18 protein-coding genes and 1 pseudogene are annotated in these 22,083 nt (G+C 61.1%); 14 read left to right on the top strand and 5 right to left on the bottom strand.

Going from position 1 to position 22,083, the window contains the following annotated elements:
- Positions 1-249: response regulator (locus AAIS01_RS22585; protein ID WP_343470786.1), on the bottom strand; the 249-nt coding region annotated here is incomplete at its 3' end.
- A 435-nt stretch (positions 250-684) separates the two neighbouring features.
- On the opposite strand from AAIS01_RS22585, the gene AAIS01_RS22580 reads away from it, so the two are divergent.
- Genes AAIS01_RS22580 through AAIS01_RS22570 form a run of 3 tightly spaced genes read left to right on the top strand, consistent with a single transcriptional unit; the run spans position 685 to position 3,777 of the window.
- Positions 685-2,127 (top strand): coniferyl aldehyde dehydrogenase, encoded by a 1,443-nt coding sequence (locus AAIS01_RS22580; protein WP_343470785.1) that lies wholly within the window; start codon positions 685-687, stop codon positions 2,125-2,127.
- Positions 2,128-2,146: 19 nt separating this feature from the next.
- Positions 2,147-3,118, top strand: a complete 972-nt coding sequence (locus AAIS01_RS22575) for an alpha/beta hydrolase (protein ID WP_343470784.1) — start codon at positions 2,147-2,149, stop codon at positions 3,116-3,118.
- Positions 3,118-3,777 carry a TetR/AcrR family transcriptional regulator gene (locus AAIS01_RS22570; RefSeq protein ID WP_343470783.1) on the top strand — a complete coding sequence of 220 codons (660 nt, stop codon included), beginning with the start codon at positions 3,118-3,120 and terminating at the stop codon, positions 3,775-3,777. Before AAIS01_RS22575 ends, AAIS01_RS22570 begins: the two co-directional genes overlap by 1 nt.
- A 405-nt stretch (positions 3,778-4,182) precedes the next feature.
- Here AAIS01_RS22570 and AAIS01_RS22565 read toward each other — a convergent pair whose 3' ends face one another.
- The gene (locus AAIS01_RS22565) at positions 4,183-6,012 is read right to left on the bottom strand and encodes a sigma 54-interacting transcriptional regulator (RefSeq protein WP_343470782.1); all 1,830 of its coding nucleotides are present in this window, start codon (positions 6,010-6,012) and stop codon (positions 4,183-4,185) included.
- 276 nt (positions 6,013-6,288) lie between these two features.
- On the opposite strand from AAIS01_RS22565, the gene AAIS01_RS22560 reads away from it, so the two are divergent.
- The 10 genes and pseudogenes from AAIS01_RS22560 to AAIS01_RS22520 all read left to right on the top strand — a co-directional run bounded on the left by AAIS01_RS22560 (position 6,289) and on the right by AAIS01_RS22520 (position 18,252).
- Entirely contained in the window at positions 6,289-7,056 is a 768-nt protein-coding gene (locus AAIS01_RS22560) for a coniferyl-alcohol dehydrogenase (protein ID WP_343470781.1), read from the top strand.
- Positions 7,057-7,149: 93 nt separating this feature from the next.
- Positions 7,150-8,796: a DUF1302 domain-containing protein gene (locus AAIS01_RS22555; protein ID WP_092396613.1), complete on the top strand. Its 1,647-nt coding sequence runs from the start codon at positions 7,150-7,152 to the stop codon at positions 8,794-8,796.
- An 18-nt stretch (positions 8,797-8,814) separates the two neighbouring features.
- A complete protein-coding gene (locus AAIS01_RS22550; RefSeq protein WP_343470780.1) occupies positions 8,815-10,176 on the top strand; it encodes a DUF1329 domain-containing protein in 1,362 nt (453 codons plus the stop codon).
- 71 nt (positions 10,177-10,247) lie between these two features.
- A complete protein-coding gene (locus AAIS01_RS22545) occupies positions 10,248-11,342 on the top strand; it encodes a WD40/YVTN/BNR-like repeat-containing protein (RefSeq protein WP_431191941.1) in 1,095 nt (364 codons plus the stop codon).
- A 42-nt stretch (positions 11,343-11,384) separates the two neighbouring features.
- Positions 11,385-13,820, top strand: coding sequence for an efflux RND transporter permease subunit (locus AAIS01_RS22540; RefSeq protein ID WP_343470778.1), 2,436 nt, complete (start codon positions 11,385-11,387; stop codon positions 13,818-13,820).
- A gap of 240 nt (positions 13,821-14,060) precedes the next feature.
- Positions 14,061-14,489 (top strand): DUF2231 domain-containing protein, encoded by a 429-nt coding sequence (locus AAIS01_RS22535; RefSeq protein WP_343470777.1) that lies wholly within the window; start codon positions 14,061-14,063, stop codon positions 14,487-14,489.
- A complete protein-coding gene (locus AAIS01_RS22530; protein ID WP_343470776.1) occupies positions 14,486-15,778 on the top strand; it encodes a PQQ-dependent sugar dehydrogenase in 1,293 nt (430 codons plus the stop codon). Before AAIS01_RS22535 ends, AAIS01_RS22530 begins: the two co-directional genes overlap by 4 nt.
- Before the next feature lie 195 nt (positions 15,779-15,973).
- Positions 15,974-16,741 (top strand): annotated as a pseudogene (locus tag AAIS01_RS25760) (PAS domain-containing protein); the annotation flags it as partial.
- Positions 16,742-16,834: 93 nt separating this feature from the next.
- Complete coding sequence (locus tag AAIS01_RS25755; protein ID WP_371264113.1) at positions 16,835-17,329, top strand: methyl-accepting chemotaxis protein; 495 nt, start codon at positions 16,835-16,837, stop codon at positions 17,327-17,329.
- 143 nt (positions 17,330-17,472) lie between these two features.
- Positions 17,473-18,252, top strand: a complete 780-nt coding sequence (locus tag AAIS01_RS22520; protein ID WP_343470774.1) for an EAL domain-containing protein — start codon at positions 17,473-17,475, stop codon at positions 18,250-18,252.
- Positions 18,253-18,323: 71 nt separating this feature from the next.
- Here the strand turns inward: AAIS01_RS22520 and AAIS01_RS22515 are convergent, their stop codons facing one another.
- Complete coding sequence (locus tag AAIS01_RS22515) at positions 18,324-19,526, bottom strand: MFS transporter (protein ID WP_343470773.1); 1,203 nt, start codon at positions 19,524-19,526, stop codon at positions 18,324-18,326.
- 143 nt (positions 19,527-19,669) lie between these two features.
- Between AAIS01_RS22515 and AAIS01_RS22510 the strand changes: the two genes are divergently transcribed.
- Entirely contained in the window at positions 19,670-20,614 is a 945-nt protein-coding gene (locus AAIS01_RS22510; protein WP_343470772.1) for a LysR family transcriptional regulator, read from the top strand.
- Here the strand turns inward: AAIS01_RS22510 and AAIS01_RS22505 are convergent.
- The gene (locus AAIS01_RS22505) at positions 20,611-21,006 is read right to left on the bottom strand and encodes a VOC family protein (protein WP_343470771.1); all 396 of its coding nucleotides are present in this window, start codon (positions 21,004-21,006) and stop codon (positions 20,611-20,613) included. The genes AAIS01_RS22510 and AAIS01_RS22505 overlap by 4 nt on opposite strands.
- Positions 21,007-21,073: 67 nt before the next feature.
- Entirely contained in the window at positions 21,074-22,066 is a 993-nt protein-coding gene (locus AAIS01_RS22500; protein WP_343470770.1) for a DMT family transporter, read from the bottom strand.
- Positions 22,067-22,083: the final 17 nt, after the last annotated feature.

Below are 22,083 nucleotides of genomic sequence, written 5' to 3'. Positions count from 1 at the left end.
GACTTGCGCCTTCAAGCCTTCGGCGCGCAAGGCGCTCAACACCTGATAACCATCCATCTCCGGCATGGTCAGGTCCAGCAGCACCACTTGGCCCAGGCCCTGGCGTATGGCGTCCATGGCCTGGCGCCCATTGCTGGCCTCGGTGACCGAGACCGGCCAGTCCGCCGGCAATGCACGGAGCACCTGTTTGCGTGCCATGTTGGAGTCGTCACACACCACGAGGGGGATCACTGACACTGGGACGCCCATTCAAGTTGAACAGCGGGGGAGGTCATGCCTGTCACAAAGCTGCGAAACCTCCCGTTAGCTAAAAACTGGACCATTAAGTCAGGAGAGTCAAATGCACTTCATCCGTTAGGGCAATCGCGGCGGCGCATGGAAGGCTACGAAGAAAATAATTATAAAAATTAATCAGTTTTCGAGAGGTCGGTTCGCGAGCAACGCTAAAACGCTACGAAAGTCTCCAGCGATGGGATTCGCATTTTTTCCTGTTTCGCCCTGAATTATCGGTTTTGATGCCTGTTTACGGGGAAATGGCTTTCACGGATGATTCTTTCAAATTAAGAAACCTAACGGTTTCCTTTCTTCTGTTTTTTGGCATACTCCATTTGCGAGCCGGCTTGTGTGCCTGCTCAAAGGGTATTTAGTGCTGTTCAATAACAATAATCAGCAGGAACCTACGCCATGAATATTCCCGGTCACCCCGCGGCGCCCGTTGGTGCCGAACAACTCACTGCCATGCTCGCCCGGATGAAGCAGGCCCACCTGGCCGACGGGCCGGCGAGCCTGGAACTGCGGCGCGACCGACTGGACCGGGCCATTGCTTTGCTGCTGGATAACCGTGAAGCCATTGTTGAGGCAGTGTCGGCGGATTTCGGCAATCGCAGCCGCGAACAGACGCTGCTTTCCGATATTGGTGGTTCCGTGGCAAGCCTCAAGTATTGCCGTGAGCATCTGGCCGAGTGGATGCAGTCGCAGTCGCATCCGGCCCCTTTCCCTAACAGCGAGGCGCGGGTCGAGTACCAGCCGTTGGGCGTGGTGGGCGTGATCAGCCCCTGGAATTTTCCCATCGTACTGGCGTTCGGGCCGCTGGCGAGTATTTTCGCCGCCGGTAACCGGGCCATGCTCAAGCCTTCTGAACTGACCCCGCGCACATCGGCATTGATGGGCCAATTGATCGCCCGGTATTTTGACGAGCATGAACTGACCACGGTGCTGGGCGATGCCGAAGTCGGCGCGCTGTTCAGTGCCCAACCCTTCGACCACCTGATCTTCACCGGGGGGACGGCAGTGGCCCGGCACATCATGCGGGCAGCCTCGGACAATCTGGTACCGGTGACCCTGGAGCTGGGCGGCAAGTCGCCCGTGCTGGTGTCCCGCAGCGCCGACCTGGCGACGGTGGTGCAGCGGGTCATGACGGTGAAGACCTTCAACGCCGGGCAAATCTGCCTGGCCCCGGACTACGTGCTGCTACCGGAAGAATGCCTGGAAGACTTCGTCGCCGAGGCGGTGCGCTTCGTCGCTGCCATGTATCCCTCCTTGCACAGCAACCCGGACTACACCTCCATCATCAACCCACGCAATTTCGACCGCCTGCAGGGTTATCTGGTCGATGCGCGCGCCAAAGGGGCGCGGCTGATCGAGATCAACCCGGCGCAGGAAGACCTGGGTGATCGCCAGACCCGCAAGATCGCGCCGACGCTGGTGCTGGATGCCACTGAGCAGATGCAGGTGCTGCGCGAGGAAATCTTCGGCCCGCTGTTGCCGATCAAGACCTACCGCGATTTCGCCACGGCGATCGACTACGTCAACGCTCAACCGCGACCCCTGGCGGCCTATTACTTCGGCGAGGATGCCGGTGAGCGCCAGCAGGTGCTGGAGCGCACGACTTCGGGCGGTGTGGTGATCAATGACGTCATGAGCCATGTGGTGTTCGAGGCGCTGCCATTTGGCGGTGTCGGTCACTCCGGTATGGGGGCGTATCACGGGGTCTACGGCTTCCGTGCGTTCAGTCATGCCAAGGCGGTGGTGGTGCAGAGCCCGGTCGGTGAGTCCAACCTGGCGATGCGCGCGCCTTACGGCGCAATGATCCACGGTCTGCTGGATCAATTGCTGACTGCCCACTGAGTCGTTCAGGAGTATGACCATGAACATGGTGTCAACCCTCAAGGCCAAGCTACTGCGCGCCTTTGCCAAACGCATGAAAGCCAAGTTCACCTACGACGCGGCGCAGTATCCGTTGCGCTTGCTCGACGAGACATTCATCCCCACCGCGTGGGGCCCGGCACGGGCCTTGTTCTATTGGCCCCATACGTCGTCCACTGAACCTCTGCCTGTGTATCTGAACCTGCATGGCGGCGGTTTCGTGGCCGGGGTGCCGGAGCATGACGACAGTTATTGCCGGCGCTTGGCTCACAACCTGGGTTGCCTGGTGGTCAATCTGGACTATGTGCTGGCCCCCGAGTTTCCCTTTCCAGCGGGCTTGCGCCAGAGCTTCGCGGTGCTTGAGTGGCTGGCCGAACAGGCCACGACCCTGGGCATCGACCCACAACGCATCGCGGTCGGTGGGCACAGCGCGGGCGGCAATCTGGCCACTGGCGTGGCCAATCTGGCGCGGGGGCATCAGCGTTTGCGGGTGGTGCATCAGGTCATTGACTATGCGGTACTGGACTTGGCCCAGGATCCCGGACTGAAGCTTTCTCTCATCGACAAACCCTTGCTCGGCGCGGGTCTGGTGCGCTTTTTCAATAGCTGTTATCTGAGCGATCCGGCCCAGGCCCGGGACCCGCTGGTATCGCCATTGCTGGCGACGGTCGAGCAATTGCACGGTATGCCCCCGACCACGTTGATCACCGCCGAGCACGATATCCTGCGTGCTGAGGGGCAGGCCTACGCGCAGAAATTGCGCCAGGCCGGCGTCGTGGTGAACGAAAAGATGTTCACCGACTGCGACCACATGTTCACCCATCTGGGGCCTGATGCTACGGCGCAGGAGGCTTGGCAACTCATCGAGGATTCCCTGCGTGAGGCGTTTGCGAGGGCGGGCTGCGCTAAGCTAGACCCCTCTGTGAAACCACCACCGGAACACGTGCACCATGCCGATCAACAGGTTCCGTAATGACTGAAACCACTGAGCAGCCCGTCAGGCGCGGTCGTCCGCCGATACGCAGCCGCCAGGAGCAAATGACCTCGCTGCTGGATGCCGCGGCGCAGGCGCTTGGCAGCGGCAATTTCGCCAACATCACCATGGATGCCATCGCCCGCGCCGCCGGAATCTCCAAGAAGACCTTGTACCAGTTGGTGGCGAGCAAGGAGGCGTTGCTCTCGCAACTGGTGGCCAGGGACTTGTCCACCCTGGAACTGCTATTGGAAAGCGGCATCGACTGCGCCGAGGATCTGCTCAGCGAGTTGCGCATGTACCTGACGTTATGGGCGCGTCTGACCCTCTCGCCATTGGCTCTGGGTCTCTACCTGTTGGCTGCCCAGGGGCGCGAGACGGCGCCGGGCCTTGCCAGGATCTGGTATCAGGAGGGTGCCGGGCGTTGCCTGAGCCTGTTGCGCGGTTGGTTGGGCAAGGCGGCCGGCAAGGGATTGTTGGCCCACGAAGATGTCGAGTCAGCGGTCGAGCTGATCGATGCACTGCTGATCTCCCAGCCGCTCAAGCTGTTCACCCTGGGGGTGCAACAGAGCTGGTCAGACGAACAGATCGAGCAGCGGGTTGAGGTGGCTCTCGGTATGTTCGGCCGCTGCTTTATCCATCGTGTGCCCAAGCCGTGAGCGCTCACCGGGGCAGCCACACGCTCCACAAGACCCCTGTGGGAGCAAAGCTTGCTCGCGATAACTGAGGCACATTCAACATTGATGCGAGCGGAACCACCGCAAGCTTTGCTCCCACGGAGGAGGTTTGGATGGCCGGGAAATCGAAAGCAACATAAGCCATCCAAGACAGTTGCCCCCACTTTTCCCGGATCGCCACAAGATTCACATTCACCACAAGACCCCTGTGGGAGCAAAGCTTGCTCGCGATAACTGAGGCACATTCAACATTGATGCGAGCGGAACCACCGCTATCGCGAGCAAGCTTTGCTCCCACGGAGGAGGTTTGGATGGCCGGGAAATCGAAAGCAACATAAGCCATCCAAGACAGTTGCCCCCGCACTTTTTCCCGGATCGGCGATGCCGTTACTCGCCGGTCGAGCGTCGCGACAGGCGATAGGACAACTGAGCACGGGTCAGGCCCAGACGACGGGCCGCTTCCGAGACATTGCCTTTCACTTCACCCAGGCAGTGGTCAATGAGGGTCTCCTCAATCTCCTGCAATGACAACCGGCTTGGATCCTTGCCGCCAAACAGCTCCAGAATCGCACCACTGCCTGTACTGGCTGCGGCGGTCTTGGTAGGGCTGGCCGGCGGCGGATCGTTGGGGTTGGCAGCCAATTGGCCACGGGTGCCGATGGAGAACATGGGCTGGGCCAGACGTTCGCCACTGGTAAACAGGTGCGCCAGGTCGATTGCGCCGCCGTCCGGCGCGCTGATCACGCCGCGTTCCACCAGGTTTTGCAATTCGCGGATATTGCCCGGAAAGTCATAGGCCAGCAGCGTATCGGCCGTGCGCGGCGTGAAACCGCTGATCTGGCGCCCATGGCGCTGGGTGAAGCGATGCAGGAAGTGGGTCATCAGCAGTGGGATGTCTTCCTTGCGTTCGCGCAACGGCGGCAGGTGGATCGGAAACACATTCAAGCGAAAGAACAAATCCTCCCTGAACTCGCCACGTTGCGCGGCGGCACGAAGGTCGACGTTGGTCGCGGCGACCACCCGCACATCGACCTTCACCGTGCGGCTGCCACCGACCCGCTCGACCTCGCCTTCCTGCAAGGCGCGCAGCAGCTTGCCCTGGGCCACCAGGCTGAGGGTGGCGATCTCGTCGAGGAACAGGGTGCCGCCGTCGGCGCGTTCGAAGCGCCCGGCGCGCGATTGAGTGGCACCGGTATAGGCGCCACGCTCGACGCCAAAGAGCTCCGATTCCATCAGGTTTTCCGGGATGGCAGCGCAGTTGATGGCGACAAAGGGTTCATCGTGGCGCGGGCTGATGCGATGCAGCATCCGCGCAAACATTTCCTTGCCGACCCCGGACTCGCCGGTGAACAGCACCGTTGCCTGGGTCGGCGCGACCCGGCGCAACATGTGGCAGGCGGCGTTGAAGGCTGAGGAAATCCCCACCATGTCGCTGTCTTGTGCGGGTGTCGGATCAACCAGCAGGCTCGTCGGCAGGGCGCCTTTATCATTGCGACTGTGGGCCGTTACGCTGCGCCCGCCGGTGCTGACGAACGGTTCGGCGTTCAGGTCGGCCAGGTCCGCTTCGGCGTCGTCCCATTCCTCCGCGGGCTTTCCAATCAGTCGGCAAATACTGGAACCGGTGGAACGGCATTCGACCTCGCGGTAGAGAATCAGCCGGCCGACCATTGCCGAGGTGTACCCGGTGGCATAGCCGGTCTGCATCCAGCAGGCCGGTTCCGTGCCGATGCCGAAGTGGGCGATGTGCTCATCATCCTCGCTGGAGTGGTGCCAGAGGAACTCGCCGTAATAGGTGCCCAGGTTCATGTCGAACTCGAAATGCACCGGCTCGACCTTCACCGCGCCTTCGATCGCATGAATGATCGGGCCGGCGGCGAACAGCGCCAGGATGTCAGCCTCGGGGAAGCGCTCCTTGATCAGGGCGGCGTCCCGGGCGCCGCAATGGTAGCCCGTGCGCAACATGATGCCTCGCGCGCGGGCCAGGCCCATGCTTTCAATCAGCTCTCGGCGTAGCGCGCCGATGCCGCTGTTGTGGATCAGCAGCATGCGTGCGCCGTTCAACCAGATGCGCCCGTCGCCCGGGCTGAACATCAGGCATTCAGTCAGATCTTGCAGGGTCGGTGGTGCACCCGGTGGCAGTTGCTCGCTGGCACCGCGCACAGGTTTGCTTGGCGTTGCGCGAGAGAGTTCGGCCAGGGAAATCAGCTTGTCCGCCATCACCAATCCTTAATCGGAATAATCATAATCCGCATAGTGCAGCATGAAATTGCTGAAATCATCACTTTTTAACCCGCCCAGTTCTCCACTCATGACCCTTGCTTGCCTGTGTTTGAGCTGGATGCCCCGGGCTTGAGCGGTTGCTTTTCGATTGCCCGGAGATGGCATATCGCTTGCTACAACTAGTTACCGAGATTAACTAATTCGGCAATAACAATATGGCTTGGCTGTCGCCGCTTTCGAGCAGGCAGTACAAGCAAGAATCGGGAAGCCCGTATGAAGTTGACCAACAAGAGGATAGTCGTGACCGGGGTTTCCTCGGGCATCGGCGCCGAAACCTCCCGGATCCTGCGTGCCCACGGGGCCACCGTCATTGGCATGGATCGCAATGAGCCCAACCTGAGCCTGGACGATTTCATCCAGGCTGATCTCAGCCACCCGGATGCCATTGATGCGGCTGTGCTGCGGTTGCCGCAGGCCCTCGACGGCTTGTGCAACATCGCTGGAGTCCCGGGGACCGCCGATCCGCAAGCGGTTGCCCAGGTCAATTACCTGGGGGTGCGCCATCTCTGTGGGGCGGTGCTGCCGCGCATCATCGCCGGAGGCAGCATCGTCAACGTCGCTTCGATTCTGGGCGCGCAATGGCCGCAGCGCCTGGACCTGCACAAGGCGCTGGCCGCTACGGAAAGCTTCGCCCATGGCCAGGCCTGGCTGGCCGAACATCCGGTGCCCCAGGAGAGCTGCTACCAGTACTTCAAAGAGGCCTTGATCGTCTGGAACTACCAGCAGGCCCAACCCTGGTTCTTGCACACCTCGGTGCGCATGAACTGCGTGGCACCGGGCCCGGTGTTCACGCCCATCCTGGGTGATTTCGTCAGCATGCTCGGTCAAGCGCGCGTCGAGGCTGACGCTCATCGAATGAAGCGACCGGCCTACGCCGATGAAGTGGCGGCTGCCATTGCCTTCCTGTGTGCCGACGAATCGCGCTGGATCAACGGCGTCAATCTGCCGGTCGATGGCGGCCTGGCATCCACCTACATCTGAACGAGGAGCCCTGCGCGAGTTATCGCCGGCCGGCTACGGCGACCGGCCCGTTCACAACACATGCTTCCAACAACAAGAACAATGAGGAACAACATGCACAACTCTCGATGCTATCCAGGCTTCAAGCGTTCCGCCCTGGCACTCTCGGTTTGCCTGGCCGGTTGGGCCTCCCAGCCCCAGGCCGCGCAAATTGACCTGGGCGACAGTGAATGGCGTTTGCGCTGGGACAACACCCTCAAGTACAGCCAGGCCTGGCGCCTGCAGGGGGCCGATGACAACCTGGTCAACGCGCCGACGGCGGGCGGCCTGTACCCCTCGATCCAGAGCCAGGGCGACAAGAACTTCAGCAGCGGCCTGGTCTCCAACCGCCTGGACCTGTTCAGTGAGATGGACCTGAGCCGGGAAAACTACGGCCTGCGCCTCAGCGCTGCGGCCTGGTACGACGATATCTACAACAAGAACACCGACAGCAGCGAGCAACGGCACTTCCTCGACGATACCCGCGAGCTGCACGGGCGTGATGCCGAGTTACTCGATGCCTTCGTATTCGTGCGAGGCGATGTCGGCGAATCGAGCCAGGGCACTTTGCGTCTGGGCCGACATAGCCTGATCTACGGTGAAAGCCTGTTCTACGGGGGCAACGGCATCGCCAATGCTCAGGGGCCGAGCGATATCGTCAAGCTGCTCAGCGTACCCGGCACCCAATTCAAGGAAATCCTGCGGCCGGTCAATCAAGTGTCCGGGCAGTTGCAGATCAACCCGCAGTTGTCTGTGGGTGCCTACTATCAGTTCGAATGGGAGCGTTCCAACCTGCCGGGGGCGGGCAGCTACCTGAGTGACAACGATGGCATCGGCGAAGGTTCCGGCGACTGGACCCAGGTGTTTGGCAACACCACCGTGCATGCCTCCGACATCGAGGCCAGGAACTCCGGCCAGGGCGGCATGCAACTGCGCTACAAGCCCGAAGGCACCGAACTGGAACTGGGCTTCTACGCCGCCAAGTATCACGACAAGGCGCCGAGCGCACTCTATGCCTATCTGGACGGTGCAGCGGCCGCCGCCACCGGGCTGCCAATCCTGGGTTCCTATCGCCAGGTTTACGCCGAAGACATCAAAACCCTGGGCGCCAGCTTCTCCACGGCCTATGGCCCGTTCAATTTCGCCGGCGAGACCTCGGTGCGTTGGGATGCACCGCTGGTGAGCAACCTGCAGGTGGTGACACCGGGAATGGCGGCGGACAACAGCGGCGATGCGCTCTACGCCAAGGGCAAGACCGCCCACGTCAACCTCTCGACCATCTACCTGCTGTCGCCCAACTCGCTTTGGGATGGCGGCTCGGTGCTCGCCGAACTGGCCTGGAACCGTACCCTCAGCGTCACCGACAACCGCGCGGCACTGGATTCCAACACCACCCGTGACGCGACGGCGCTGCGGGTGCTGGCCGAGCCGGCTTATTTCCAGGTCGCCGACGGTCTGGACCTGAGCGTGCCGGTGGGGTTTGGCGTCGTCCTCGATGGACGCTCCTCAGCCGTCAGCAAGGCCGGGTTCGGCAATACCCACGCCGGCGACTGGAGTGTCGGGCTCAAAGCCACTTACCTGCAGCGCTGGGACTTCGGCATCAACTACGTGAATTTCTTCGGCAAGAAGGCGGCGGGGCTGCGCGAGGACGGCAACTTCAGCTACGGCCAATCCCTGGCCGACCGTGACTTCGTCGCCATGTACGTGAAAACCACATTCTAATAAGAGGTTTCATTTTCTATGCAAAGCCTATTTTCCTTGCGTATTTCGGCCCTGGCCATTGCCTTGTTGAGTGCCAGCCTGGCGCAGGCGGCCGTTTCTCCTGAGCAGGCCGCACGGCTTGGCACCGAGCTCACGCCGCTCGGCGCCGAGCGCGCCGGCAACCAGGACGGCAGCATTCCTGAATGGACTGGTGGCTATACCACGGCGCCGGCCGGCTACAAGAACGGCGACAAACGTGCCGATCCGTTCGCCGCCGACAAGCCGCTGTATTCGGTGAGCGCGGCCAACATGGCACAGTACGCCGACCAGTTGGCCGAGGGCACCCAGGCCTTGCTGCAGAAGTATCCGGGTTACCGCCTGGACGTCTATCCGACCCGGCGCAGTGCTGCCGCGCCGCAGTGGGTGTACGACAACACCCTGACAAACGCCACCCGCGCCACCCTCGATGTGCCCACTGAGAAAGTCAGCGGCGCCTACGGCGGGATTCCTTTCCCATTGCCGCAAAACGGTGCCGAGGTGTTGTGGAACCACCGCCTGTCCTGGCAGGGCGCCGACACCTTCTATTCGCCGTTCGACACTTGGCTGATGACGGCTGGCGGCAAGAAGATCCAGGCCACCCGCGCGCGTTTCTGGTACCAGAGCCCTTACTACTTCAAAGAGGGCAGCCTCGACACCTTCGCGGGCAAGTTTCTGATCGGCAAACTGGCTACGGAACTGCCGTCCTCCAAGGCCGGCGAGGGGCTGATGACCCACTGGGACATGGACCCCGGCAAACGCGCCGCCTGGCAGTACCTGGTGGGCCAGCGTCGGGTGCGCCGTGCGCCGAACGTCGCATACGATACGCCGGACTTCGTCACCTCAGGCGTCGGTTTCTTCGACGAGGCCTTCATGATTTTCGGGCCCACCGACCGCCATGACCTCAAGCTGATCGGCAAGAAAGAACTGCTGGTGCCTTACAACAACAACCGCGCGGCGGCGGTGAGCAGCGACGAGTTGGTCAAGCCAGGTTTCCTCAACCCGGATCTGGTGCGCTGGGAGAAGCATCGGGTGTGGGTCGTGAGCGCCACGCTCAAGGACGGCAAGCGTCATGTAGTGCCCAAGCGTACCTATTACGTGGACGAGGACTCCTGGCAAGTGCTGCTGCTCGACGGCTATGACGCCCAAGGCAAGTTGGGACGGCATAACTACACGCTCACCCTGCTGGCACCTGAAATGCCGGCGCTGACCTCTCAAATGATGTGGGGCAGTTACAACCTGGAAACCGGCGCCTACTTCCTGAACTCCTCGGCCAACGATCTGGGTGTGCAGTACCAGAGCTATCCGCGTCCGCCGGCCGCGTTTTTTACCCCTGATGCCATGGCCAGCGACAGCATGCGCTAAGCGATTGCGCAAGGCGCCGGGGCCCAGGCATCGGCGCGTTGTGCGATCAGCGTCTGGATAACTCTTATGCGATGGTCGGAGCGGACATGATCGGTAATTTTTCACTCATGCGGGCGCTGCCGGTGGCTTTGCTGCTGGCTGCGTTATCAGTGCCTGGCTGGGCAACGGCCAGCCCGGGGATTACGCTGCTCAACCAGGCGGCCGTGCACAGTGCCAAGGCATCCCGTGCGGTGCTGTTGGCGATCACCCGGGCCGGCGACCGGCTGGTGGCGGTCGGTGAACGTGGCATCGTCTTGCTCTCTGACGATTCCGGCCAGAGCTGGCGACAGGCCCGTGTGCCGGTCAGCGTCAGCCTGACGGCCGTGCAGTTCGTGGATGCCGAGCAGGGCTGGGCTGTCGGTCATTTGGGCGTGATTCTGCGCAGCATCGACGGTGGCCAAACCTGGGTCAAGCAACTCGATGGTGTCGCAGCGGCGCATCTGGCGCTGGTTTCGGCCCAGCAAGGTAACGACGCCAAGCGGCTCAAGGAGGCCGAGTGGCTGGTCGCCGATGGCCCGGACAAACCCTTTCTCGACCTGTATTTCAGCGACCGCCGTAACGGTTACGTGGTCGGTGCCTATGGCCTGATCCTGCATACCACGGATGGGGGCGATAGCTGGCAGCCGTGGATGCAGCAGGTGGATAACCCCGAGGGCCTCAACCTGTACGGCATTCGCCCTGCGGGCGGCGCGCTGTTCATCGTCGGCGAACGCGGTCTGCTGCTGCGCTCGGTTGACAACGGCGGCAGTTTTCAGGCGCTCGAGTCACCCTACGATGGCAGTTTCTTCGGTGTGCAGGGCAGTCCTGCCGGTGAGTTGGTGGCCTTCGGTTTGCGCGGCAATGCTTATTGGTCGGGCGACCAGGGGCTTACATGGCGGCGCGTTGAGACCGGTCTGGAGGTGGCGCTGTCGACCGGCACCCAACTGCCTGATGGCGCGTTGATCCTGGCCAGCCAGGCCGGTGATTTGTTACTCAGCCCCGACCGGGGACGCAGCTTACGGCATCTGACAGGCCCGGCTGGCGCCTCGATCGCCGGCCTGGTCGCCGCCCCCGATGGCAGTTTGATCAGTGTCGGTCTCAGTGGCGTGGCCCGCCTCACCTACAACCTTTCCTCGGCCCAACGTTGAACAACTTGCCAGAGCCCTACGCGGCCGTATTCGGAGTCCGATGTGAACGACAATAATCCCTCCCTCGAACAGCAAGTGGTGATTGCCCGGCTGGAGGATTTCGATCCGCGCTCCGGCAATCTGGGCGAGCGGGCGATCTTCAATCACCGCCCCTGGGTGGTCCTGTTCTGCCTGCTGGTCACTCTGGTGCTGGGTTACCAGGCCAGCAAGATTGGCCTTAACGCCAGTTTTGAAAAGACCATCCCAACCTCTCACCCCTACGTGGCCAACTTCCTTGAGCGGCGCAGTGAACTGAGCGGTCTGGGCAATTCGATTCGCATCGCCGTACAGAGCAAGGACGGCAGCATTTTCGACAAGGACTACCTCGACGTTCTCGCCCGGCTCAACGACGAGATCTATTTGCTGCCAGGCGTCGACAAGCCCTATATGAAATCGCTATGGACGCCCACCACGCGCTGGACCGCGGTGACAGAGGAGGGGTTGGACGGCGGCACGGTGATCCCGGACACCTATGACGGTTCTGCGGCCAGCCTGGAGCAGGTGCGCACCAACGTGGCCCGCTCCGGCGAGATTGGCCAACTGGTGGCGGGCAACTTCCAGTCCAGTGTGATCTTCGTGCCGCTGCTGGAAATCAACCCGGTGACCGGCAAGGCACTGGACGCAGGCGAGCTGTCCCGGCAGTTGGAAGCGTTGCGCGACAAATACCAGAACGAGCGCATCCAGATTCACATCACCGGCTTCACCAAGATCATCGGCGACCTGATTGCCGGATTGGCGCAGGTCATGCTGTTCTTCGTCATCGCCGTGCTGGTAACGGTGACGGTGCTCTATTGGTACACCCGTTGCGTGCGCAGTACCGCACTGGTGGTGCTTTGCTCCCTGGTGGCGGTGCTCTGGCAGATCGGTCTGCTGGCGACCCTGGGTTATGACCTCGACCCTTACTCGGCGCTGGTGCCGTTCCTGGTGTTCGCCATTGGCATGAGCCACGGCGCGCAGAAGATGAACGGCATCATGCAGGACATCGGCCGGGGCACTCACCGGGTGGTGGCCGCGCGCTACACCTTCCGCCGTCTGTTCGCCGCCGGCATGACCGCGTTGCTCTGTGATGCGGTGGGTTTTGCCGTGCTGATGGTGATCAAGATCCAGGTGATCCAAGACCTGGCGATCACCGCCAGCATCGGGGTGGCGGTGCTGATCTTCACCAACCTGATCCTGCTGCCGATTCTGCTCAGTTACATCGGCGTCGGCGCCAAGGCAGCCGAGCGCAGCTTGCGGGCCGAAACCGCTGAGTTGAAAGCAAACGTGAAGCACCCGCTCTGGAGTTTCCTCGACCTCTTCACGCGGCGCTCCTGGGCTTATGGCGCCTGCCTGGTGGGCCTGGCGCTGGCGATCGGTGGTTTCGCCGTCAGCCTGCACCTGAAAATAGGCGACCTGGACCCCGGTGCCCCGGAGCTGCGTCCCGATTCGCGCTACAACCGCGATGCGGCCTTCATGACGCAGAACTACGCGGCCAGTTCAGACATTTTCGTGGTCATGGTCAAAACCCCGGAAGACCAATGCACCCGCTATCCGACCCTGGCCGCGGTGGACGCCCTGGCCTGGCAACTGGAGCAGTTGCCAGGTGTGGAGTCGACCAACTCCATGGCCGCCCTGAGCAAGATCGCTGCCGCCGGGTATAACGAGGGCAACTTCAAGTGGTACGAATTGATCCCCAACGATGGGGCCCTCGGCGCGGTACAGACCCGTGCGCCGCGTGAGCTGTTCAACCAGGGGTGTTCACTGCTCTCGCTCTACGTCTACCTGGCCGACCACAAGGCCGACACCCTGGAACGGGTGGTGCAAACCAGCGAAGCCTTTATCGCCCAGCAGCGACTGCCGGACGTGAAGTTCATGCTCGCAGCGGGGAGCGCTGGAATCGAGGCGGCCACCAACATTGTGGTGAAGAAGGCCATGCGCGAGATGCTGATCTGGGTCTACGGCGCGGTGATCCTGCTTTGCTGGGTGACCTTCCGTTCCTGGCGTGCGGTACTCGCTGCGGTGCTGCCGCTGATGCTCACCTCGATTCTTTGCGAGGCGCTGATGGTTGGCCTGGGCATGGGCGTCAAGGTGGCCACACTGCCAGTGATCGCCCTCGGGGTAGGCATTGGTGTCGACTACGCCCTGTATGTGCTGAGCGTGATCCTGACCCACATGCGCGCTGGCGCCACGCTGTCCGAGGCCTATTACCGGGCGCTGCTGTTCACCGGCAAGGTGGTTTTGCTGACGGGCATCACCCTGGCAATCGCCGTGGCGACCTGGGCGTTCTCGCCAATCAAGTTCCAGGCCGACATGGGCATCCTGCTGGCCTTCATGTTCTTGGTGAACATGCTCGGCGCGCTGATCCTGTTGCCGGCATTGGCGTACTTCCTGTTGCCGCAACGCTTGTTCGCAAAAAAGCCTGAGGTGGCCGGCGCGTTGCAGCCGGTCGGGGAGGGCTGACGGCGCGAGCAACACCGGTTCTTGCCAGGTAAGCCGGCGCGGCTTGCTTGGCATGAACCCCTCAACAAAGCCGCTGAGTTCGCCAGCGTTACGGCTTGGCTTCAGGCGTAAGGATAAGAAAAATCGGAACTAACGCTTTCGCCTCACGATCCCTTTCCCTGTGCGTAGTCAATACGACCCGGATCGGCGATTCATCCGTCATGAGTGTCCATCCAGGTCGCAGAACGATAAGGAGACATCATGACCGTTACCGCTCACCCCCTCTACGGAAGCACGCCCGGCCCGCTTCACGCGATCTTGCTGGCCGGCACCGTTCCCCTGTTTCTAGGGGCATTACTGAGTGACATTGCCTACTACAAGACCTATCAGATCCAGTGGAGCAACTTTGCCTCCTGGCTGATTGCCGGCGGGCTGGTTTTGGCTGGGTTGGCGCTGTTGTTCGCCCTCGTCAATCTGCTCCGGGCGGACCGCAAGGCGGGGCGCGCCGTGATGTACCCGGTGCTACTGCTGGTCACTTGGGTGTTGGGGCTGGTCAACGCCTTCGAGCATGCAAAGGACGCCTGGGCCGTCATGCCCATGGGCCTGGTGCTGTCTGTCATCGTGACTCTGCTGGCCTGTGTGACGGCGTGGACAGGACTCACCCACTCGCGCTCGGGAGGTGTGCAATGAGGCATTCGATTGCACTGACAGCCTTGAGCATGGCGTTGTTACTCAGCGGATGTGGTGGTGAAGGGGACGCCGTTCAGGCGCGCGGCCCGGACCCCAAACTGCCAGAACCCCAACGCGGGCTGTTGCCCAGCATGAAAATTGCCGAGCCGGCCCCGTGGGGCGAGCAGAAACCGACAGTACCCCAGGGGTACAGCGTCACGGCCATCGCGACCGATCTGAAGATTCCGCGCCAGACCCTCGTGCTGCCCAATGGCGACATTCTTGTGGCCGAAGGCCGTGGCGGCAATGCGGCAAAGCTCAAGCCCAAAGACGTGATCGCCAGTGTCATCAAGGCGCAGGGCAACACCCAGGTCAAAGGCGGCAATCGCCTGACGTTGCTGCGTGATGCCGATGGCGACGGGACCTACGAACTGAAGACGGTATTTGCCGAAAATCTCAACGCGCCGTATGGCCTGGCTTTTGCCGACGGCAAGTTGTACGTGGCCAATCAGGATGCGTTGGTCCGCTTCGATTATCAGGAAGGCCAGACCAAGGCCGACGGCCCGCCCACCAAGGTCACCGACTTACCGTCCGAGATCAACCACCACTGGACCAAGGCCCTGACCGTCAGTCCCGATGGTCGCTTCCTGTACGTCGGCATCGGCTCCAACAGCAACGTCACTGAACGTGGCATGGAGGTCGAAACCGACCGCGCCATGGTGTGGCAGATCGACGCCGCGACGGGGGCTCACAAGCCTTATGCAACCGGCCTGCGTAACCCGACGGCGTTGACGATCCAACCCGAGTCCGGCCAGTTGTGGGCGGTGGTGAACGAGCGTGATGAGCTGGGTCCCGATCTGGTTCCCGATTACCTCACCTCGGTGCGCGAGGGGGCATTTTACGGCTGGCCTTACAGCTATTGGGGCCAGAACGTTGATTCGCGCGCCCAGCCGCAGAATCCGGACAAAGTGGCTGCCGCGGTCAAACCCGATTACAGCCTGGGGGCGCACGTGGCCGCGCTGGGTGTCGATTTCTCCCTGCCTGCGATGGGTGAGCAGTACGCCGAGGGCGTATTTGTCGGTGAGCATGGCAGTTGGAACCGCGACAATCCGGTGGGCTACAAAGTCATCTTCGTCCCGTTCAGCCAGGGTCGCCCTGCGGGTGAGCCGGTTGACTTCGCCACCGGCTTTCGGGGTTCCGATGGCAAAACACGGGGGCGGCCTGTCGGGGTCACTGTCGACCCGCGCGGCGCCCTGATCATTGCCGACGACCTGGCAAACACGGTGTGGAGGGTGACGCGTAATCAATGAGTCCTGCGCTTCGGGGCGCACGCTCGCCCCGAAGCCGCGCGGCATGGCCCTTGCTGCCTTCGTTCACGAAAAACCGCTTTTGTGCTGTTTACTTGGCGTCAAAACATAATTTTTTTTGCCGCATTTAGCCTTCACCCTATTAGCCGATAGCCTCAGTAAGGTCCGATTGATTTCCGCGGTCTGCGAGGGTACGTCATGTTTAATTCAACGCTGAAAAGTGAGCTCACGGCCAGGACTGCCGAGCTGGCAACGTACAAAGGATTGATTGGCGCTCTGGAGCGGTCGATGGCCGTTGTCGAGTTCAGCCCCGATGGCAAGGTTCTGCGCGCCAACGAGAACTTCCTGGTCACGATGGGGTACCGGGCGGATCAGTTGGCAAGCCTGTCTCATCGGGATTTTTGCGCGCCGCAACTGGTCAGCAGCGCCGAGTATCGTCAATTCTGGGAGCGGCTGCGGGCCGGTCAATTCGTGTCCGGCACGTTTCAGCGACTCAATGGCCGGGGCGGGAACGTCTGGCTGGAGGCCAGCTACAACCCTGTCACCGATGAGCAGGGGCGCGTGGTAAAAGTGGTCAAGTATGCACTCGACGTCACCGCGCGGGTGTCAAATGAGGCGCAAATCCAAGGCAAGCTGGCAGCCCTTGATCGCGCTATGGCCGTGATCGAATTTGACCTGAGCGGCAACATTCTGACCGCTAACGACAACTTCCTCGGCGTCATGAATTACTCACTGGCAGAGCTCAAAGGCAAGCACCACCGACTGTTCTGCGAGCCGGACCTGGTGAGCAGCTCCGAATACAGCGATTTCTGGCGTCGCCTCAATAGCGGCGAATTTTTCAGTGGTCAGTTCAAGCGTCTGGGCAAACACGGCAAGGTCGTTTGGTTGGAGGCTAGCTACAACCCGGTCTACGATGCCGAAGGCAAGCTGAGCAAGATCGTCAAGTTCGCCAGTGACATCAGCGAAAGGGTCGAGAAATTCGAAGAGGACTCGCGCGGCGCCTCCCGTGCCTACCACATCTCTGCCGAGACCGAAAAAGTCGCGGAGCAGGGGTCGCAAGTGATCCAGCAAACGGCCAAGGAAATGCGCCAGATCGCTGACAACATCGGGGCCTCGGCACGCTTGGTCGGGCAGTTGGGCGCTCGATCAGAAGAGATCACGGCAATCGTCAATACCATTCGCGGCATCGCCGACCAGACCAATCTGCTGGCCCTTAACGCTGCAATCGAGGCTGCGCGGGCCGGCGATCAGGGACGAGGATTTGCGGTTGTCGCCGACGAAGTACGGCAACTGGCCGGGCGTACCAGCCGTTCGACGGCCGAGATTGCCGAGATGATTGGCTTGATTCTTTCTGAAACCCGCGACGCCGTCGCCAGCATGACGGTGACCCAGGAGGGCGCCCTGCGTGGCGTAACCCTGGCGGACCAGGCGGGATCGGTTATCTTGCAGATCAGAACCGGGACCAGTGACGCACTCGAAGCGGTGAGCATGTTTGCCTCCAAGCTCGATGAGTCCGAGGTCATCCCCAAAACGGCGGTCGGCTGGGTCGGTTGAGGCGCACGAGCGCCCTCGGCTAACGGGGCGTTTGTGACATGGCCAGGTCCTTCAGAAAGCTTGGCTTGTGCCGATTCAGGCGGTGTCGACTACAGTTCTTTGCAAATGCAGGGGACGCCCCGTTAAGCAACGGAATACTGATCATGAGCAAAGACTTCTCCGATCCAGCCTTCAAATCCCTCGGTTGCGCCGAATGCCGCAACCACGAGGCACTGGGGTTCGACTTCACAATGGCCTTCCAACCCATCTTCAACGTTCGAACGCGCACCGCGTTCGCTTATGAGGCGCTGGTGCGGGGTGTCAATGGCGAATCGGCAGGCTACATTCTTGGGCTGGTCAATGACGGTAACCGCTACCGATTCGACCAGGCCTGTCGTGTGAAGGCGATTGAGGAAGCCGCCAGGCTGGGCATTCTGGAGATTGCTGATTGCTTGCTCAGCATCAATTTCCTGCCCAATGCCGTGTACCGGCCCGAGACCTGTATCCGGGCAACGCTGGAAGCGGCGCGTCATACCAACTTCCCGCCAAACCGACTCATGTTTGAAGTGACGGAAGGCGAGAAGGTGGTAGATCCTGACCACCTCAAATCGATTTTCGTGGAGTACGAGCGCCAGGGTTTCACCACCGCCATCGACGATTTCGGCTCCGGTTACTCAGGGCTCAATCTGCTGGCCATGTTCCAGCCGCACGTGCTGAAGATTGATATGGCGTTGACCCGCACGATTGATCAAGACCCGGTCAAACAAGCGATTGTCGAGGGCATCGTCCTGGTCGCCAGGCGCTTGGGCATTACCGTCATAGCCGAGGGTATTGAGACGCGGGGGGAAAGCGCCGCGCTGCTGGGCCTGGGGATCGACCTGATGCAGGGCTATCTGTTTGCCAGGCCTGAGGTCGGTCGCCTGCCGCCCGGCAATTTTGACTAAAGCGCTCGGGCGTCCACGGGCTGTTCCGAAAAGCGCTTTCTGTTCGCTGGGTGGCGGATGGCGGACACCTTTCACGCGTCTCGTCGCGCCTGGTTGAGCAGCCGGGAAGCCCCTACTATATAAAACGCCCCACCCGCGATAATAAAGAGCCCGAGCATATAGAAAATGTCGTGGGGCGGTTGCGTGGCCAATACCACACCGCAAAGCAGCGGCCCGGCTGCGGCTCCCAGGTTGCTGAGGTTCTGCGCCGCGTAGTACATGCCGCGCAGAGGGGCGGGTGCGATGTTGTCGATGAACATGTATTCCGCCGGGAAGACGATAATCTCCCCAACAGTGAACACAGCCATGGACATCACCCAGAACAGCACCGAGTTGGACAGGGCGAAACCGGCCAGGCCCATGAGGAACATTCCCAGTCCGGCCACCAGCCAAAGATTCAGATGTCGATGGGATATTTTCTTGCCGATGGAATATTGCAAGCTGATCACCATCAGCGCATTTGTCGTGACAATGGCGCTGATGATTCGGTAGGTGTTCTCAGGCGTGGTTGTCACCACCAGATACTGCGACAGATAGGCGGTGAACTGGCCGAAGACCACGGCGCTGAGCAGGCCGCCAAGAGTGAAACACACCAGCCGGTAGTCGTGGAGCAGAACCTTGCCCACCGCCAGAAAAGGCACAGGCGTCTGGCCTGCGTCGACGGGGGCGGAATGTCTGTCGCCCCAGACGAAGTAAATGAGAAAGAAGCCAGCACCGAGCCCGGCAGACAACACAAAGGGCAAGCTGATCCCTAGCTTGGCCATCCCCGCCCCGAGAAACGGTCCGACGGCATAGCCGATGTTGGTCAATGTGTATTTGATCGAGAACACCTCGCTGCGTTCGGCGGCGGGGAGCAAGCTGCCGAATCCGGCCTTGACCGCTATATCGATGACGGCATAGGCCAGATTGATCAGCACCAGGCAGATGAAAAAAAGCCAGAGTTCGCGCGTCACGACTGCCCCGAGGAACCCCAGGCTGAACAAGCCAGTGAACCCCAGAATGAGTCGGTAGCTGGAGAGCCTGTCCACCAGGAAACCGCCATAGAGGCTCAATAGCGATCCAATGATCAGTGTGCTGCCGATGACCACTCCGATATCTGCCACGCCCATGGCGAAGTTTTCGGACAGATAGATGACCAGATAGGGCAGCGTGATCGCTCGGGCCAGCGTCAGGATTGAAGACGCGCAAAGCAGCAGGTTGACGGTGGTGGGGTAGTTTCTAAGGGTGGCGAGCATCCGTGCCTCATCATTCAATCGATCATTGCCAGGGGCGCAGCGTGGCGCAATACGCTCGCGACAAGTTTACTGAGGAATCCAGTTCTGATTTATGATGGTTTTTCCATTGTCAGTTGAATTCAGTTCATCAATATAAGGCGCCTATGTTTTCCTCCGAGCGATTGAAGGGGATCGATGTATTTGTCTGCGTCGCCGAATCCGGCAGCTTCAAGGCTGCCGCAGAGCGGATGAGCCTCACGGGCTCGGCCATCAGCAAAAGCGTCGCCCGTCTGGAGAACCGTCTTGGGGCTCGATTGTTTGATCGAACCACCCGGCGGGTATCGCTGACGGACGCCGGGACTGCGTTTTATCGCACCTGCACGGGGGTGCTTGCAGACCTTGAAGAGGCCGAGCTGTCGCTGCGTGCTGAAGACGCCGAGCCACAGGGCAGGGTTCGACTTGACCTTCCAGCCGCCTTTGGTCGCTCGCAAGTGCTGCCCCTCATCTTGCGGTGTATCCAGGACTATCCGCGGTTGGTGCCGCACATCTCGTTCACGGATCGTTTCATCGACCCCCTCCAGGAAGGCGTGGATATCGTCGTCACTATTGGTGGTTCACAGGTTTGGCCTGACACGCTGGGCCATCGCTACCTGGGCCGTGAATGGCATGTCTTCTGTGCCTCACCCGTGTACCTGGCCAGGCACGGCGTCCCCCTGACTGATCGCGATCTGGAACATCACCAGTGCATCGCTTATGGCTGGCCGGACGGCAAGCTCAGTCCGTGGAATTTTGCCGGTGAGCGTCCCGGCGAGACGCTAAGAAAACAGGTGTCGCCCGCGCTGGTCGTGGGGGACGGCGAAGGGCTGGTTGCTGCGGTATCGGCCGGATGCGGGATTGCACAGTTACCTTCATGGTTGATCCAGCGCCAGCTTGAGGAGGGCACGTTGATTGAGGTGCTTGCCCATCTGGCAACCGACGGGATGGTGATCAACCTGTTCTGGCAGAAAAGCCGGGAGCAGCTTCCCAAGGTCAGGGCCTTGCTGGAAGCACTTGCGGCCAATTTGTGTCAGCCGATAGACGGCAAACCCCGCAAAGCCGTGGACGTCTAACCCAGCGGATCATGGCAGCAGACACACAGCTTGTTGCCATCGAGGTCGCGAAAATAGGCGCCGTAGTAGTCGGGATGGTAATGGGGCCTCAAGCCAGGCGCACCCTCACATGTTCCACCCAGGGCCAGTGCGGTTGCGTGGCTGCGTGCGACAACCTCCCGGCTGGGTGCCAGCAGCGCCACCATCTGACCGTTGCCGGGCGCGCTCGGGTTGCCGTCAAAGGGTTTTCCAATCACGAAGATGGGGCGAGGTGAGCCTTCAGAAATCCAGCCGGCCCAGCCCTTGCTGGCGTCGCTGAATTTCAGCGTCAGGCCAAGCCCGGCCATTATCTTTGAGTAGAAAACGAACGCACGGTCATAATCGGCTATGCCTAAAAAAACGTGAGAGATCATGCTGGCTATCCTTGCGGCTAGGAAAGCGAATGAGTCTGGCGCGAAACGCTGATCAGTGAAAGATGCATCAACGGGTACGCCTGCCGATGTTCTCCTCGTGTCGGACGCGGTCGGTCGATTCGCTTGATGTCAGGATGATACGAACGGCTACAACCACGCCGACAAGAACACCGGCAAGCCCCGAGGTTTCCCAAAGTGTCGGCAGCCGCTGATGAAACACCAGGCCCAGTACCGTCGCGAAGAGTGATTCCAGGGATATCAGTTGCCCGCTAAGCACCATGGGCAGATGACGGGACGCGGCGTTCCACGCCCAGGCGCCAACGACAGAGGACATCAGCGCGATAAAGAACCCCCAGGCATACACATGCCCAGCCAGGGAAAGGTTGAAGCCCAGACTTGGCAGTTTCAGTAGATCAAGCGCCAGTATGGCGGGTAAGGCGATCAAGGTGCCCAGCCCGGCGCCTGCCATCATCAGGCCGGTCCATGCCCCGGATGCGTTGACCGCTAGTTTTTCCAGGCCCCTTTGATTCAACGCGGCGAATACGAGCCACAGGACAACAGCGCTGATTGAAAAGAACAGCCCCTTCAGCCAGGCGCCGTCGCCGGTCGGGGGGTGATTGAAACTGCCGACGTTCAACAGCAACAGCCCGCCTGTCATCAACGCCAGGGGTATCGCGAGCTTGCGCCATTCGATGGTTCTGCTCGTGGCGTTGCCCAGTACGGCCTGTAGAAGCGGCACCATGCCAATAAGCGCCGGGGTCAGTACTGGCCCTGCATAAATCACCCCGGCGGCAATGCAGGTGCTGTACCCGAGGTATCCGATAACGCCCAGGCTTGCGCCGAGAAGCTGCTGTTCGCGGCTCAGGCGTCGGAGCCGGGCGCGATAGAACATCATGACCCCTGCACCCAGCGTCCCGGCGATCAGAAACCGAACGATCATCAAGTCGTAGATCGAATAGGCCCCGGTGACGTAGGGCGCAATGAAATTCAAGGCCCAACTCAGCGTGGCGACGACCGCGAGGGCCACGCCTGCGATGGTGTTTGAATCACTCCTGGGCATCAGGCCTCTCCGCGGGA

Origin of the sequence: Pseudomonas halotolerans, assembly GCF_039581215.1 — a bacterium.
GTDB lineage: Bacteria > Pseudomonadota > Gammaproteobacteria > Pseudomonadales > Pseudomonadaceae > Aquipseudomonas > Aquipseudomonas tehranensis.
This window is presented reverse-complemented; position numbering and strand designations above follow the sequence as displayed.